Annotated in this window: 8 protein-coding genes and 1 pseudogene; 7 read left to right on the top strand and 2 right to left on the bottom strand. The window is 73.5% G+C overall.

Going from position 1 to position 14,240, the window contains the following annotated elements:
* Window positions 1–150: 150 nt before the first annotated feature.
* Window positions 151–2,349 carry a RecQ family ATP-dependent DNA helicase gene (locus P3T34_RS26795; protein WP_280668592.1) on the bottom strand — a complete coding sequence of 733 codons (2,199 nt, stop codon included), beginning with the start codon at window positions 2,347–2,349 and terminating at the stop codon, window positions 151–153.
* A gap of 171 nt (window positions 2,350–2,520) precedes the next feature.
* Between P3T34_RS26795 and P3T34_RS26800 the strand changes: the two genes are divergently transcribed.
* Entirely contained in the window at window positions 2,521–3,999 is a 1,479-nt protein-coding gene (locus P3T34_RS26800; RefSeq protein WP_280668593.1) for a DUF4192 domain-containing protein, read from the top strand.
* A 148-nt stretch (window positions 4,000–4,147) separates the two neighbouring features.
* On the opposite strand, the gene P3T34_RS26805 is transcribed toward P3T34_RS26800, so the two are convergent.
* Window positions 4,148–5,461 carry an alpha/beta fold hydrolase gene (locus P3T34_RS26805; RefSeq protein WP_280668594.1) on the bottom strand — a complete coding sequence of 438 codons (1,314 nt, stop codon included), beginning with the start codon at window positions 5,459–5,461 and terminating at the stop codon, window positions 4,148–4,150.
* A 567-nt stretch (window positions 5,462–6,028) separates the two neighbouring features.
* Here P3T34_RS26805 and P3T34_RS26810 point away from each other — a divergent pair.
* The 6 genes and pseudogenes from P3T34_RS26810 (at window position 6,029) to P3T34_RS26835 (ending at window position 14,109) form a co-directional block, all read left to right on the top strand.
* Window positions 6,029–8,095: a glycogen debranching N-terminal domain-containing protein gene (locus P3T34_RS26810; protein WP_280668595.1), complete on the top strand. Its 2,067-nt coding sequence runs from the start codon at window positions 6,029–6,031 to the stop codon at window positions 8,093–8,095.
* A gap of 89 nt (window positions 8,096–8,184) precedes the next feature.
* Window positions 8,185–8,934: pseudogene (locus tag P3T34_RS26815) on the top strand (NUDIX domain-containing protein); the annotation flags it as partial.
* Window positions 8,935–9,091: 157 nt separating this feature from the next.
* Complete coding sequence (locus P3T34_RS26820; protein WP_280668596.1) at window positions 9,092–10,150, top strand: ATP-binding cassette domain-containing protein; 1,059 nt, start codon at window positions 9,092–9,094, stop codon at window positions 10,148–10,150.
* Window positions 10,151–10,154: 4 nt separating this feature from the next.
* Window positions 10,155–11,027 carry a hypothetical protein gene (locus tag P3T34_RS26825; RefSeq protein WP_280668597.1) on the top strand — a complete coding sequence of 291 codons (873 nt, stop codon included), beginning with the start codon at window positions 10,155–10,157 and terminating at the stop codon, window positions 11,025–11,027.
* Window positions 11,028–11,125: 98 nt separating this feature from the next.
* Entirely contained in the window at window positions 11,126–12,061 is a 936-nt protein-coding gene (locus P3T34_RS26830) for a FadR/GntR family transcriptional regulator (protein WP_280668598.1), read from the top strand.
* Window positions 12,062–12,501: 440 nt separating this feature from the next.
* Window positions 12,502–14,109: an RNA polymerase sigma factor gene (locus P3T34_RS26835; RefSeq protein WP_280668599.1), complete on the top strand. Its 1,608-nt coding sequence runs from the start codon at window positions 12,502–12,504 to the stop codon at window positions 14,107–14,109.
* Window positions 14,110–14,240: the final 131 nt, after the last annotated feature.

The raw sequence follows: 14,240 nt of genomic DNA on the forward strand, positions 1-14,240 counted from the left end.
CGGGTAATTGTCAGGCCTGACAGGCTCGGGCGGCAACGACGCACTGGCGAATCCCGCCCGAAAGGTGCGTGTCCGCTGGATATATTCCCCGGATGGCCCGCGCTCATCCGGGTACCGGCCCACCCGGCAGCCCGGATCGCGGCCGCGGGTCTACCCCTGCACCGCCAGGACCAGCGGCAACACGGCTTCGGCCCCGGCCCGGCGGAGCAGCCGGGCGGCGACCGTGACCGTCCAGCCGCTGTCGACCAGATCGTCCACCAGCAGGACGGGCCCGGGCGTCGCGGCCAGTGCCTCGGTGAGTGCGGGCGGGATCACCAGCGAGCCGGCCAGTGAGTGCAGCCGCTGTGCGCTGTTGCTCCGGGCGCCGTAGGGCGCGCGGCCGTCCACGTATTCGATCCGGCCGAGCAGCGGCAGTCGGCCGATCGCTCCGATCCGGGCGCCCAGGCTGGCGACCAGCTCCGGCCGCGAGGCGGAGCTCATGGTGACCACGCCCACCGGCCTGGCCGTCTCCGGGCTGCTCCCGGCCCAGCCGCCCGGCCCGCGGGCCCAGTCCGCCAGCACCGTGACCAGGGCGTCCAGCACATCCGAGGGGACGGCGGCGTCGGCCGCGCCGGGGGCGAGCATGGTGCGCAGCCGGCCACCCCAGCCGATGTCGGACAGCCGGCCCAGCGCCCGGCCGGACTGCGCCTGCTCGCCGGCCGGGATGCGGCCCTTGAGCGACACACCGAGCGCGTCCATGCCGGTCGGCCAGAGCCGGCGGGGTTCGAAGGCCACGCCGGGGCGGCCCAGGGCCGCTCGGGCCGCGTCGAGCGCCTCGGCGGAGACCTCCGGCCGCAGCCGCGGCCCCGCGCAGACATCGCAGCGGCCGCACGGGACGGCCTCCTCGTCGTCCAGCTGACGGCGCAGGAACTCCATCCGGCAACGGGCGGCGGTCGCGTAGTCCCGCATGGCCTGCTGTTCGGCCTCCCTGGCCCGAGCCACCTTGGCGTACCGCTCGCCGTCGTAGGCCCAGCTCTCGCCGGTGGCGAGCCACCCGCCGCGCACCCGGCGCACGGCGCCGTCCACGTCCAGCACCTTGAGCATGGTCTCCAGCCGGGCGCGGCGCAGGTCCACCCGGGTCTCCAGAGCGGCGGTGGAGAGCGGCCGGCCGGCCTCCTCCAGTGCGCCGAGGGTGCGCCGGACCTGCTCCTCGGGCGGGAACCCGAGGGAGGCGAAGTACCGCCAGATCGCCTCGTCCTCCCGGCCGGGCAGCAGCAGCACCTCGGCCCGGTCAACCCCGCGCCCGGCGCGGCCGACCTGCTGGTAGTACGCGATCGGCGAGCCGGGCGAGCCCAGGTGCACCACGAAGCCGAGGTCGGGCTTGTCGAAGCCCATGCCCAGCGCGGAGGTGGCCACCAGTGCCTTGACCCGGTTGGCCAGCAGGTCGGCTTCGGCGCTGCGGCGGTCGGCGTCCTCGGTCCGGCCGGAGTAGGAGGCGACCTCGAAGCCTCGGCTGCGCAGGAAGTCGGTGACCTCGTCGGTGGCGGCCACCGTGAGGGTGTAGATGATGCCCGAGCCCGGAAGCTCGTTGAGGTGGTCGGCGAGCCAGCCCAGCCGGTGGGCCGGATCGGGCAGCGAGAGCACCGAGAGGCTGAGGCTCTCCCGGTCCAGTGGGCCGCGCAGCACCAGCGCCCGGCCGTCCGAGCCGCCCGTGCCCAGCTGCTCGGCGACGTCCTCGGTCACCCGGGCGTTGGCGGTGGCGGTGGTCGCCAGCACCGGGACGCCGGGGGAGAGCTCCGCCAGCATGGTGCGCAGCCGCCGGTAGTCGGGCCGGAAGTCGTGGCCCCAGTCGGAGATGCAGTGCGCCTCGTCGACCACCAGCAGGCCGGTGGAGGCGGCCAGTTTGGGCAGCACCTGGTCACGGAAGTCGGGGTTGTTCAGCCGCTCGGGGCTGACCAGCAGGATGTCGACGGAGCCGGCCGCGACCTCGGCCTGGATCTCGTCCCACTCCTGCGGGTTGGCCGAGTTGATGGTGCGGGCCTGGATGCCGGCCCGGGCGGCGGACTCCACCTGGTTGCGCATCAGGGCGAGCAGCGGCGAGACGATCACCGTCGGGCCCGAGCCGGCCGAGCGCAGCAGGGCGGTCGCGATGAAGTAGACGGCGGACTTGCCCCACCCGGTGCGCTGGACCACCAGGGCCCGGCGCCGGTCCAGCACCAGGGCCTCGATGGCCAGCCACTGATCCTCGCGCAGCCGGGCCGCCGGGCCGGCGAGCTCGCGCAGGACAGCTTCGGCCCGGGCGCGGGCTGCCGCCCGGTCGGCGGGGGTCGGCGCGAGCTCGGTCGGGGGGTACGGCTGGGGCTGGTCCATGGGGACCATGTAACCCCGTCCGGCCGACAGCGGGCCACCTGCTGCTCCCAACCTGTGGATAACGTGCCATTTGCACCCATCCGAGTGAGGGCGGTTGTCCCCAGGCAGCTGGTTGTCCACAGGAAAAAAGAACTTCGGACCGTGTGGCCGAAGCGGCTGCACGCTTCGGCCATGAACCACGACGACGCGACTCCCTCGACTCCCTCGACCCCCTCGCCCGGTGGCCGGCTTCCCGAGCCGTTGCCGGTCAGGATGCGCAGCCCGGCCGACATGGCCGCGATGCTGCCCTACCTGCTGGGCTTCTTCCCCGACGACAGCGTCGTCGCCGTCGGCCTGCAGGGCCCGTCCTTCCGCCAGGGCGGGGTGATCCGGCTCGACATCCCCGAGGATCCGCGCGACTGGCCCTTCATCGCCGAGGAGAGCGCGCGGCTGCTGCTGGAGCTCTCCACGGCGCGCGATCGGCGACCGGCGGCCGTGCTGCTCTACCTGTGCCGGGATTCGAGTCCCGGCGCGGCCGCGGTGACCGGTTGGCTGCGCCCACTCGCGGATCACCTGGTCCAGGCGTTCCGCGCCCTGGACCTGCCGGTAAAGGAGGCGCTCTGCCTCTCCGACGGCCGCTGGTGGTCCTACCTGTGCGCGGATCCGGCCTGCTGCGACCCGCGGGGGACGCCGGTGCACTCCGGTCTGGACCCGGGTCCGGCGGTGGCCGCCGCGACCTTCGCCGGGTTGGCGCCACGCGGCAGCCGCAAGGCCATCACGGAGGCGCTCACCCCGATCGGGCCGCCTGCCCAGGAGCCCCAGCGGCAGGCTCTGGAGCGGTGGACGGCGGTCCTGCTGGCGGCCATCGACCGGCCCGGCGGCCTGGCACAACTGCTCGACGACACCGCCCAGTTGCTGGCGGAGGTGATGGCCGAGTTCCGCGCGGGGTCGCTGCAACTGGACGACGATCGCGCGGCCCGGTTGATCCTGGGCCTGCAGGACAAGCTCAGCCGCGACCGCGCCGCCGAGTACGCCGAGCCGGACGAGCTCGCTTGCGCCCAGCGGCTGTGGCGCTGCCTGGCACGGCGTTGCGTGCCTCCGTTCGAGGAGTACGCGGCAGCGCCGCTGACGCTGCTGGCCTGGACGGCATGGCTGGCGGGTGACGTTGCCACAAGTCGGGTGGTGCTGGCCAAGGCGCTGGATCTGGATCCGGACTACACGCTCGCCCAGCTGCTGTACCGCTCGCTCAACGGTGGCCTGGAGCCCGACCGACTCCTCGAAACCGTCCGGGCGGCGCGCTCCCGGCGCGACCCACCTGAGGCGGCGTCACCCCCGATCGCCACCGGCCCCGCGAGGACTCCGGTCGGGCGGGAGCCCGGAGCCGTGGGTTCCTCGGGTGCCGGCAGCCCCGGCGAGGCCGCCGCCGATCGCGCCGGCCCGGGCGGGCCGTTGCCCGGCCGGCGCATCCCGGGCCAACGCCAGGGCGGTGGCCCGCTGCCGCCGCGGCTCCCCGACGCCACGACGCGGCCGCCGGATCCGGGCACACCGCCGGGCGCCGCCACCAGCGCGGCGGCCGCCCCGGCAGCTCCCGGCCACCGCTTCGCCCGCCCGGCCGGCTGGGGCGGGCGCCGACACCCCCGCAAGATCCGTGACTCCTCGATCGGAGCCTGAGATGACCAGGTACCCCAAGACGACCCTGCGGCACAGGCTTCCCGTGCTGCTCCGACTCGCGCTGGCGGCGCCGCAGCGGCGCTACCGCGCGCGCACCCGGCCGGCCGGCCGCCACCGTGCCCCTCGCCGCCCGTTCGGCCGCCGGCCGCTACAGCTCGCCGTGGTTCATCCGGATCAGCCGGTCCAGGACCTGGGTGCCGCTGACCCGCAGACCGTCGTGCTCCCACTCGTTGGTCACCCAGGTCCGCAGCCCTCGCACGGCGTCCGCTGTCGCCAGCGAATCGGCCGTGTCCACGTACATGTCGTCGTGGTAGACAGCCGCCACCACCGGGACTTGGTTGGCCGCCAGCACCGAGGGCTCGTAGAGGTCGGGCCAGTCGGTGCGCTGGGCGAGCAGCTCGGCGGCTCCCTGCAAGGGGCGCAGAGCCGGGTCGGTCTCGAACATCCAGGGGTAGATCATCTCCCCGGTGAGGTGCACCGGAGTCCCGGCCTCCAGCGCCTGCGCGGCGTCGAAGTCCGCAAACTCCTTCCGCACGCGCTCGGCCGCCCAGTCCGTCGCCCCCGGGTCCACCGAGCGCTGCCCGTAGATGGACTCGTGCAGCACCGCGTAGAGCGGTCCCTCCGCGAAGGAGAGCTTGGCCTGGGCCCCGGCCAGGAACGTGTCGGAGAGCTCCAGGCCCGCGCTGCCGCGCACCCAGGCTTCCTCCAGCAGGTAGTGCAGCGTGGCCGAGCCGCTGCCGGCACCGAGCAGCTGGCCGAGCGACTGGAAGGCCTCCACGGTCAGCAGTCCGCCGCCGGGCAACCGGGCCGGCGCCGCGACCAGGTGCTCGGCGATCCGGCGCACCGCCTCGACGTCCTGGGGGTAGTTGGCGTAGTGGCCCTTGTTCTTGCGGGCCACGCGCGGGTAGGCGGCCCGGTACACGTCCGCCGCGCTGGCCCGCAGGCCGGCCAGGCCGCCCGTCACCATGGCCTCCCGCAGGCCCTCGGGCGCGAGCGACAGGTAGGTCAGGGTGCAGAAGCCGCCGAAGCTCTGACCGAGCAGGCTCCACTTCCCCTGCTCTCCGATCAGCCGACGGCGGATCAGTTCGGCATCGCGGACGATCGAGTCGGCGCGGAAGTTCGCCAGGTAGTCCGCCTGCTCCTGCGCGCTGCCGCGCAGCAGCAGGGTCTGGCGCGTGGCCGGGGTGGACCGACCGGTGCCGCGCTGGTCGAGCAGCAGCACCCGGTAGTCGTCCAGCGCCCGGTCCAGCCAGGCGTCCCGGCCCAGCGGGCGCCCGGCCTTGCCACCCGGCCCGCCCTGCAGGAAGAGCAGCCACGGCAGGTCCGCCCGCCGCTTGCCCGCTGCCACGATCTCCCGCGCGTAGACCTCGATCTGCTCACCCTGCGGTGCCTGGTGGTCCAGCGGTACCTGGAACAGATGATCGGTCAGGACGATCCCGGGCTGCCGGCTGACGACGGACATGAGGCTCCTCGGTCTGTAATCGATGTGCTGGGCCGTCGCGTCGGGCCACAACTGCCGCGCGCGACACCCGCGCTGGTCACGGGTGTACCCCGGCGCCGCTCGGAGGTCTTTCCGATGGAGGAGGCGCCACCCCGGCACCGTATCCTGACGGCAACCGACCAGCGCCGGGGCCGTCCGCAGCTGGTGGCCGGCCCCCTTCCGACGCAGCGGCGGGCACCGAGGCCCACCGAATGCGGCACCGCACGGACAACTGATCGGAGCCGCAGACACCTTGGGCGTGACCTGCGCCCGGTGCGCCGCGTTCACTCTGCGGGGCACCGCCGAGCCCACTGTGCGTGGTGCTGCCCCGCGCGGGGGAGCGGTGGCCGGGTCCGTCCCGATCTGCCCTACCGTGACGCCGGTGTTCCGCGGCGGACGGCTCGGGAGGATCCGAGCGCACGCAGGACGACCCACGGCAGCCGTGGCCCACGGGCCCGTCCTGCCCACCGACAGGAGGAGAACCCGGTGACGGCCCCCAGGCCAGCAGAGACTGTGTTGCCGGCCGAGACGGTCGGCGGGTCCCGGCCCATGTCCGCGGGCCGGGCCGAGCCGATGGCCACCGGCCCCGCTCGTCCCGCCCCGCAGGCGCGAAGGCAGTCGGTCTCCGCCCACGGTGACGTGCTCTGCGTCAACGCCCCCGCGATGGCGGCCTCCGGCCCCGACGGGCAGCTGCGCGGTGAGGGGCTGCACGGGTTCTTTCGATCCGGCATCCGCACGCTCAGCAGGATGGAGCTCAGGCTGGGCGGGATCGAGCCGCTCGCGCTCCAGGGCGACCTCTCCACCACCGCCCAGGCCCGTTTCCTGGCCGCGGTCCGCACCCCCGGGGACATGGATCCCGACCCGGCGCTGACGGTGGAGCGGCTGCGGCACGCCGACGGCGTGGAGACGATCACCGTGCGCAACGCGGGCAGCCGACCGGCCCGTCTGCCGCTGGAGATCACCCTCGGCACGGACCTCGGCAACCTCGCCGACATCGCGGCGGGCCAGCGCTCTCCGGATGTCCCGGGCCAGGTCCAGTCAGCCGGGCTGCGCTGGGCGGGCCGCGGGCACGGCGCGGTGGTCTCCGCCCGACCCTCACCGCACGCGGTGCTGGCCGGCGCCGGCGTGCTGCGCTGGGATCTGGAGGTGCAGCCCGGGGCCCGATGGTCCGTCGAACTCCGGGTCGAGCTGGAGACCGCCCCGACCGCGGTACGCCCCCCGATCGGCAGGGGCACGGGTGTCCCGCTGCCCTGGCCGGATCTGGCGATCCGCTGCGACGACTCGCGCGCCGAGCTGCTCGTTCGGCGCTCGCTGGACGCGTTGGGCGGCCTGGTCCTCGCGGACTCCGACCGGCCGACCGATCTGTACACCGCCTCGGGAGCGCCCTGGAGATTCGGCCTTGCCGCCGCCGACGCCCTGTGGTCGGCCCGGCTCACGCTCCCGCTGGGCACCAGGCTGGCCGCCGGGACGCTGCGAGCGCTGGCCCGCCGCCAGCAGAACGCCACCGGCCCGTCCCCCCGGGCCGAGGGCCTGATCCCCGGGGCGCTGCGCCACGCCGGCCCCGAACTGCCGCCCTCCTGCACGGCCACCGAGGCCACCCTGCTCTTCGTCACAGTGCTGGCCGAGGCCTGGCGCTGGGGACTGTCGAGACCGGAGGTCGCCGAGCTGCTCCCGGCCGCCGAGCGTGCCCTCGCCGCGCTGCGGGCGACCACGGAGAGCAGTCCGGTCGACGGCTTCGTCACCGACCTCGGGCGGGCCGCCGACGACCGGACCGGCTATCCCCCGGCGGCCCGCTGCGAGGTGCAGGCCCAGGCACACCGCGCCGCCCTGCACGGGGCAGAGCTGCTGGAGGCTTTCGGCCGTCCCGGCGCGGCGCAGTGGCGGGACTGGGCGGCCGGACTGCGCGGCCGCTTCAGGGAGCGGTTCTGGGTCGACGACCTCTCGGGCGGCCGGCCGGCCGCCGCGCTGACCGCGGACGACCGCGCCCTGCCCGCTGTCGCGAGTTCCCTCGTGCACCTGCTGGATCTCGGTCTCGGGGCCGAAGGCGCCGCCCTGCCAGGCCTGCTGGACCGCGAGCAGACCAGGCTGCTGGCCCAGCGGCTGGCGGCGCCGGAGCTGGACTGCGGGTGGGGACTGCGCACGCTCAGCTCCAAGTCGGCGCGCTTCAACCCGTTGGGCCACCGCAGCGGCGCCGTGCGGGTCCACGAGACCGCCCTGGCGGTGTCCGGTCTGGCGGAGGCCGGGTTCGAGCGCGAGGCCGGTGCGCTGCTCGAGGGGCTGCTGGCGGCGTCGGCACACGTCGGCGGGCGCCTGCCGGAGATGTACGCCGGGGAGCAGCGGATGCCGGACTGCCCGCCCGTCCCGCACCCCGCCGCCTGCCGGCCGGCCGCCGCCTCCTCGGCCGCCGCCGCACACGCGGTCTTCGCGCTGGCAGGCGTCCGACCCGATGTGCCGGCCCGCCGCGTGATAGTCAGACCGGCCAGCACCGCGCCGCTGGGGGAGCTCGAGCTGTCCGGGCTGCGGGTCGCGGGGGAGCCGTTCTCGGTCAGGGTCAGCCGGATCGGGGTGGCGGTGGTGGAGGAGGCGTCCCCCGACCTCCAGTTGGGCGCCCGCTGATCCGGCAGTCGCCGCGTCACGGTGACCGCCCGCATCCGAAAGCGCACAGCCTCGTGTTTATCGTCAGAAAGACGACTATGATCGCCGTCATGTCGCGCTATGACCCGTCGGCCTTCCCCCCATTCGCAGTCACGGTCGACCTGGTGGTGCTGACTGTCAGGGAGCACGAGCTCTGCGCGCTGCTGGTACGCCGCGGCGAGCCGCCCTTCCAGGGCTACTGGGCGCTGCCCGGCGGCTTTGTGCGGCCCGACGAGGGGCTCGGCGAGGCGGCCTCCCGCGAACTGGCGGAGGAGACCGGCCTGCGCGCCCACGCGACGTCCGGTCAGGACGCCTCCGGCGCCCACCTGGAGCAGCTGGCCACCTACGGCCATCCGCAGCGGGACCCCCGGATGCGAGTGGTGAGTGTGGCCCATCTCGCCCTGGCACCCGACCTGCCGACCCCCAGGCCGGGCGGCGATGCCCGCGGCGCCCGCTGGGCACCGGTCAGTGAACTGCTCGGCCCGGTGCCGAGCCCGGCCGACCGCGAGCCGCTCGCCTTCGACCACGCGCTGATCCTCGCCGAGGGGGTCGAGCGGGCGCGATCCAAGATCGAGTACTCCGCGCTGGCCACCGCCTTCTGCCCCAAGGAGTTCACCGTGGGGGAGCTGCGCCGGGTCTATGAGGCGGTCTGGGGTGTGGCGCTGGATCCGCGCAACTTCCACCGCAAGGTCACCGGCACGCCCGGCTTCCTGGTGCCCTCCGGCGGCACCACCACCCGTCAGGGAGGCCGCCCGGCCCAGCTGTTCACCGCGGGCCGGGCCACCGTGCTCAACCCGCCCATGCTCCGCCCGGAGTCCTGACCGGCGCTGTCCCCTGATCGAGTGAGCCGGTGCCCCGAGTGGCCCGTTCCGCTTCCGCAATGCCCGGTTTCTCCCACGGCCCGCCCTAGGGTGCTGGAACCGGGGCGACCCGTGTCGCCCCACGCCAGGGCAGCCGAGCAAGCGGGAGCAGCCAGTGATGATCCAGGCCAACGGCCTCACCAAGGTCTACCGCCGCGGCCGTCGCCCGGCGCTGCTCGATCTCGGATTCGATGTCAGGCCCGGCACCGTCCTGGCACTCCTCGGCCCCGAGGACTCCGGCAAGACCACCGCGCTGCGCCTGATGCTGGAGCTGGAGAAGCGCGGCCAGGGCGTGACCCTCTTCGACGGGCGGACCTATCGCCGCCTGCGCCGCCCGGAGCGCGAGGTCGGGGTCCTGCTGCCGAGCGTCAACCGGGCGCCGGGCAACCCGGACCGCACGGCGCGGGGCCACCTGCGGATGCTGGCCGCCGCAGTCGGCGCCTCCGCCCGCAGGGCCGAGGAACTGCTGGAGCAGACCCGGCTGGCGACGGTTGCCGACCACCGCCTGCGGTCGTTCTCCCCGGGCATGAGCCGCCGTCTCGAGCTGGCGGCGGCCCTGCTCGGCGAACCGAACACCCTGCTGCTCGACGCCCCCACCGAGGGCCTGTCCCCGCGCAACGCCGAATGGCTGCACGCCTTCCTGCGAGCCTTCCCGGCCGGCGGCGGCACGGTGCTGGTCACCACCCGCAGCGCGCGGGAGGCCGCCCTGCTGGCCGACCGGGTGGTGACCCTGGACGGCGGGCGGATGGTCGCGGACCAGCCGATCAGCGAGTTCCGCCGCACCCGGCTGCACCCCGAAGTGGCGGTGCGCGGGCCGCAGATGGCCCGCCTGGCGGACCTGGTGCGGGCCCAGGGCGGGCAGGTCCGGCAGGGCGGCGGGACGGACATCGCGGTGAGCGGCCTGGGCCGTACCGAGATCGGGGAGCTGGCCTATCGCAGCGGAATCCTGCTGCATGAGCTGGCCGACCGGGTCGTGGAGCAGCCGGCGCCGAGGGCGCTCCAGATCACCGCGGCCCGTGCCGCGGTGATCCCCCTCGCCCCGCCTGCCCCGCTTGCCCCGCCCACCCCGACTCCTGCTTCGGCTCTCGCCCAGACCGTCGCACTGGCCGCCGTCACGGGCCCGGAAACCGACCTCATCCCCGAGCCCCTCACCGGGCCCGACCACTGGAACGGGTGATCCCGTGCGCGTCCTGGCCTATGAGGGGCGGCGGCTGCTCGGCCTCCGTTCGACCTGGCTGATCCTCGCCGCCGTGCTGCTCGCCCAGGCGACCGTGGCGGCGGTGGCCTCCCGACAGGCGGCGCCCGGCCCGCTGCCGGTGGCCGCCGGGATCCGACTGATCACCGCCGCCGTCCCGCTGCTGCCGATCCCGCTCGCCGCGCTGGCCGCCGGGGCGCTGGGTGCGCTCGCCTTCGGTCATGAGGTCCGGCATCCGGGTCTGGCCGCCTCGCAGGTCCGGTATCTGAGCCGGCTGCGGCTGATCGCGGCGAAGCTCGCCGTCAACGCCCTGGTCGCGGCGGCGCTGGCCACACTGTCGCTCCTGGTGGACACCGTGGTGGTCCGCTTCGCCCTGCCGCACGCCACCTCGGCCGCCCGCCTCTACACTCCGGCGCTGCTGCGTGCCGACCAGCGCCCGCTCCTGGTGCTGGTGACCTTCGTGGCGCTGGTGGTCGTGGCGGGTTGGACGGGCGTCCTGGCGGCCGCGCTGACCCGCAGCGCCGTGGCCGGCCTCCTGCTGCTCTGCGCGCTGCCCACGTTGATCGAGCCCGTGGCCGGGGCGCTGGTCGAGCGCGCCGGCGCGGGGTGGGCGATCCGCGCCGAGGAGGCGCTGCCGTTCCAGCACGGTCTTGACCAGCTCTACGGCAGCGGCGCTGGGCTCCGCCCGGCCCTCTCGGCGCCGGGTGCGCTCACCTCGCCGATCGAGCTGTTCGGCCTGTCGGGGCTGTCCGGGACGGTCGAACCGCTCGCCGTGCTGGCCCTGCTGGCCCTGCTGGCGCCGGTCACCCTGCTCGTGCTGGGCTGTCTGTTCTCCCAGGCGCGCCGCCGCTCGCTCTGACGCGACAGGTCGTCAATCATCCCATCAGTCATGACCGGTATAGCCGTTTCTTCCTGATAAGAAGTCAATTATCCAGTCATGGGCGATCACCCTTTCGTGTGCTTTTCACGAGAATTCTCAAGCCGGGCCCACCGATCGCCGACAAAGGACGTGTGAGTACCCTTGCGCACCCTGCCATGACCGTCGCTCGCCCCGCCGAGGCCGCTGCCCCCGGCGCTGGCGAGCTCGACCGTTTTTCCTACGCCGATCGGCCCACGCCCCCTGTCCCCCGATGGGACGGCGGCGACGGCGACCTCGCCCGGGTCGGCCGCAAGACCACCAGCAGCCGCGGCCGCGGGCTGCACGGACAGCTGGTCCAGCAGCTGGGCCAGATGATCGTCTCCGGTGACCTGGGCGCCGACCGCCCGCTCGTCCCGGAGGAGATCGGCCAGCGCTTCGAGGTCTCGCGCACCGTCGTGCGCGAGTCACTGCGCGTGCTGGAGGCCAAGGGCCTGGTCAGCGCCCGGCCGAACGTCGGCACCCGGGTCCGCCCGGTCAGCGACTGGAACCTGCTCGACCCCGACATCATCGAGTGGCGCGCCTTCGGTCCCCAGCGCGACGAGCAGCGTCGCGAGCTGTTCGAGATGCGCTGGGCGATCGAACCGCTGGCCGCCCGCCTCGCGGCCGGCCACGGTCGGGAGGAGGTCCAGCAGCGACTGGTCGAGATGACCGAGATCATGAGCCACTCGGTGGCCCAGGGCGATCTGATCACCTTCTCGCGGGCCGACGCCGAGCTGCACAGCCTGGTGCTGCAGATGGCGGGCAACCGGATGCTGGAACACCTCTCCAGCATCGTCGGCTCCTCGCTGCAGGTCTCCGGCGGCCCGGCCACCGCGTGCGAGCGCCCCTCGGACTCCTCGGTCGGCGTGCACGCCCGCCTGGTCGACGCCCTTGGAACCGGGGACGGCACGGCGGCCGAGGCGGCGATGCGCGCCCTGCTGACCACCGTCCACCCGGACGTCGAGCACTCGGTGCCCGCCCCGCGCGAGCACTGAGCGGGGACGGCCACGGACCCGCTGGGAGCGAGCAGAGCCCTCCGGTCGTCCCGCGCGAAGCCGCGGAGGCAGCCGGAGGGCTCGCGGCGTTCCCGATCACCGGCGCGAGCGGGTCCGCGAGCAGCTCCGGCGCTCGGTCCGGGGCGTCCTGGACCGCCTTCTCGACGGCGTGTGACCTGTACCACGACCGGCATGCGTAACACTTGGGGAGCGGCAGCGATATGTACGGAGCGGAAGCAGCTCCGGAATACCGCGCCATGTCAGAATGCTGTGTTGGTCTGCGGCGCTGCTGCCGTCCACAATCCCAGCGTTCTGCAAACCCAGTCCTCAAGTCCGAGCCGGTCGGAACAGACGTCGTGCCCTGTGGCACGTGCTCCTTCCCCGCCCACTCGGGCGGTCCGGTACGGGTTCGAGTTCACTCTTCGTCCGAGAGGTTGTTCGTGTCGGCCAGCACATCCCGTTCGCTCCCCCCCGAGATCGCCGAGTCCGCGGCACTGCTTGCGCTCATCGAGCGGGGCAAGGCCCAGGGGCAGATCGCCGGTGACGACGTGCGTCAGGCCTTCGAGGCGGATCAGATCCCGGTCACCAAGTGGAAGAACGTCATGCGCAGCCTCAACCAGGTGTTGATTGAGGAAGGGGTGGACCTGATGGTCAGCGCGGCCGAGCCGTCCGCTGCCAAGCGCAAGAGCGTTGCAGCCAAGAGCACCACCAAGCGCACCGCCACCAAGGCGGTCACCACACGTACTCCCGCTGCCCCGACCAGGCCGCCGGTGCGGATCGCTCCCGCCGCGATGATCTCCCCTTCGGCTGTGACGGTGGAGGCCTCGCTGGGTGACCCTGCCGGGTCCGAGAGCGCTCTTCCCGCTGCCAAGAAGATCGCCGCCGCGGCTCCGGCCAAGAAGGCCGCCGCCAAGAAGGCCGCCGCTCCGGCCAAGAAGACCGCTGCCAAGAAGACCGCTGCCAAGGGCGACAAGCCCGAGGACGAGCTGCTCGGCGAGGAGGAGCTCGAGGACGTGGCGCTGCCTGGCGCCGCCAAGACCGAGACCGAGGGCACCGAGGAGGAGGAGGGGACCGAGGGTTTCGTCCTCTCCGACGACGACGAGGACGACGCGCCGGCCCAGCAGGTCGCCGTCGCCGGCGCCACCGCGGACCCGGTCAAGGACTACCTCAAGCAGATCGGCAAGGTCCCGCTCCTCAACGCCGAGCAGGAGGTCGAGCTCGCCAAGCGCATCGAGGCCGGCCTCTTCGCCGAGGACAAGCTCAGCGCCTCGGACAAGCTGGCCCCCAAGCTCAAGCGCGAGCTGGAGATCATCGCCGAGGATGGCCGCCGCGCCAAGAACCACCTGCTGGAGGCCAACCTCCGTCTCGTGGTCTCGCTGGCCAAGCGCTACACCGGTCGCGGCATGCTCTTCCTGGACCTGATCCAGGAGGGCAACCTCGGTCTGATCCGTGCGGTCGAGAAGTTCGACTACACCAAGGGCTACAAGTTCTCCACGTACGCCACGTGGTGGATCCGCCAGGCGATCACCCGCGCGATGGCCGACCAGGCCCGCACCATCCGTATCCCGGTGCACATGGTCGAGGTCATCAACAAGCTGGCCCGCGTCCAGCGCCAGATGCTCCAGGACCTGGGCCGCGAGCCCACCCCGGAGGAGCTGGCCAAGGAGCTCGACATGACCCCTGAGAAGGTCATCGAGGTCCAGAAGTACGGGCGTGAGCCGATCTCCCTGCACACCCCGCTCGGCGAGGACGGCGACAGCGAGTTCGGTGACCTGATCGAGGACTCCGAGGCGGTCGTCCCGGCCGACGCGGTCAGCTTCACCCTGCTCCAGGAGCAGCTGCACTCGGTCCTGGACACGCTCAGCGAGCGCGAGGCCGGCGTGGTCTCGATGCGCTTCGGCCTGACGGATGGTCAGCCGAAGACGCTGGACGAGATCGGCAAGGTCTACGGGGTCACCCGTGAGCGGATCCGCCAGATCGAGTCGAAGACCATGTCCAAGCTGCGTCACCCGTCGCGCTCCCAGGTGCTGCGCGACTACCTCGACTAGGTCGGGCAAGAGCACCACAGGCAGGACACCGGAGGCCCGGGGCGACACGCCCCGGGCCTCCGGTGCGTCATCCGCGTCATCCAGCCGTGTCGCAGGTCCCTCGTCCGAGTGCTTGAACGCCAGTTCATGCC

Origin of the sequence: Kitasatospora sp. MAP12-44 (assembly GCF_029892095.1) — a bacterium.
In the GTDB taxonomy this organism is placed as follows: domain Bacteria; phylum Actinomycetota; class Actinomycetes; order Streptomycetales; family Streptomycetaceae; genus Kitasatospora.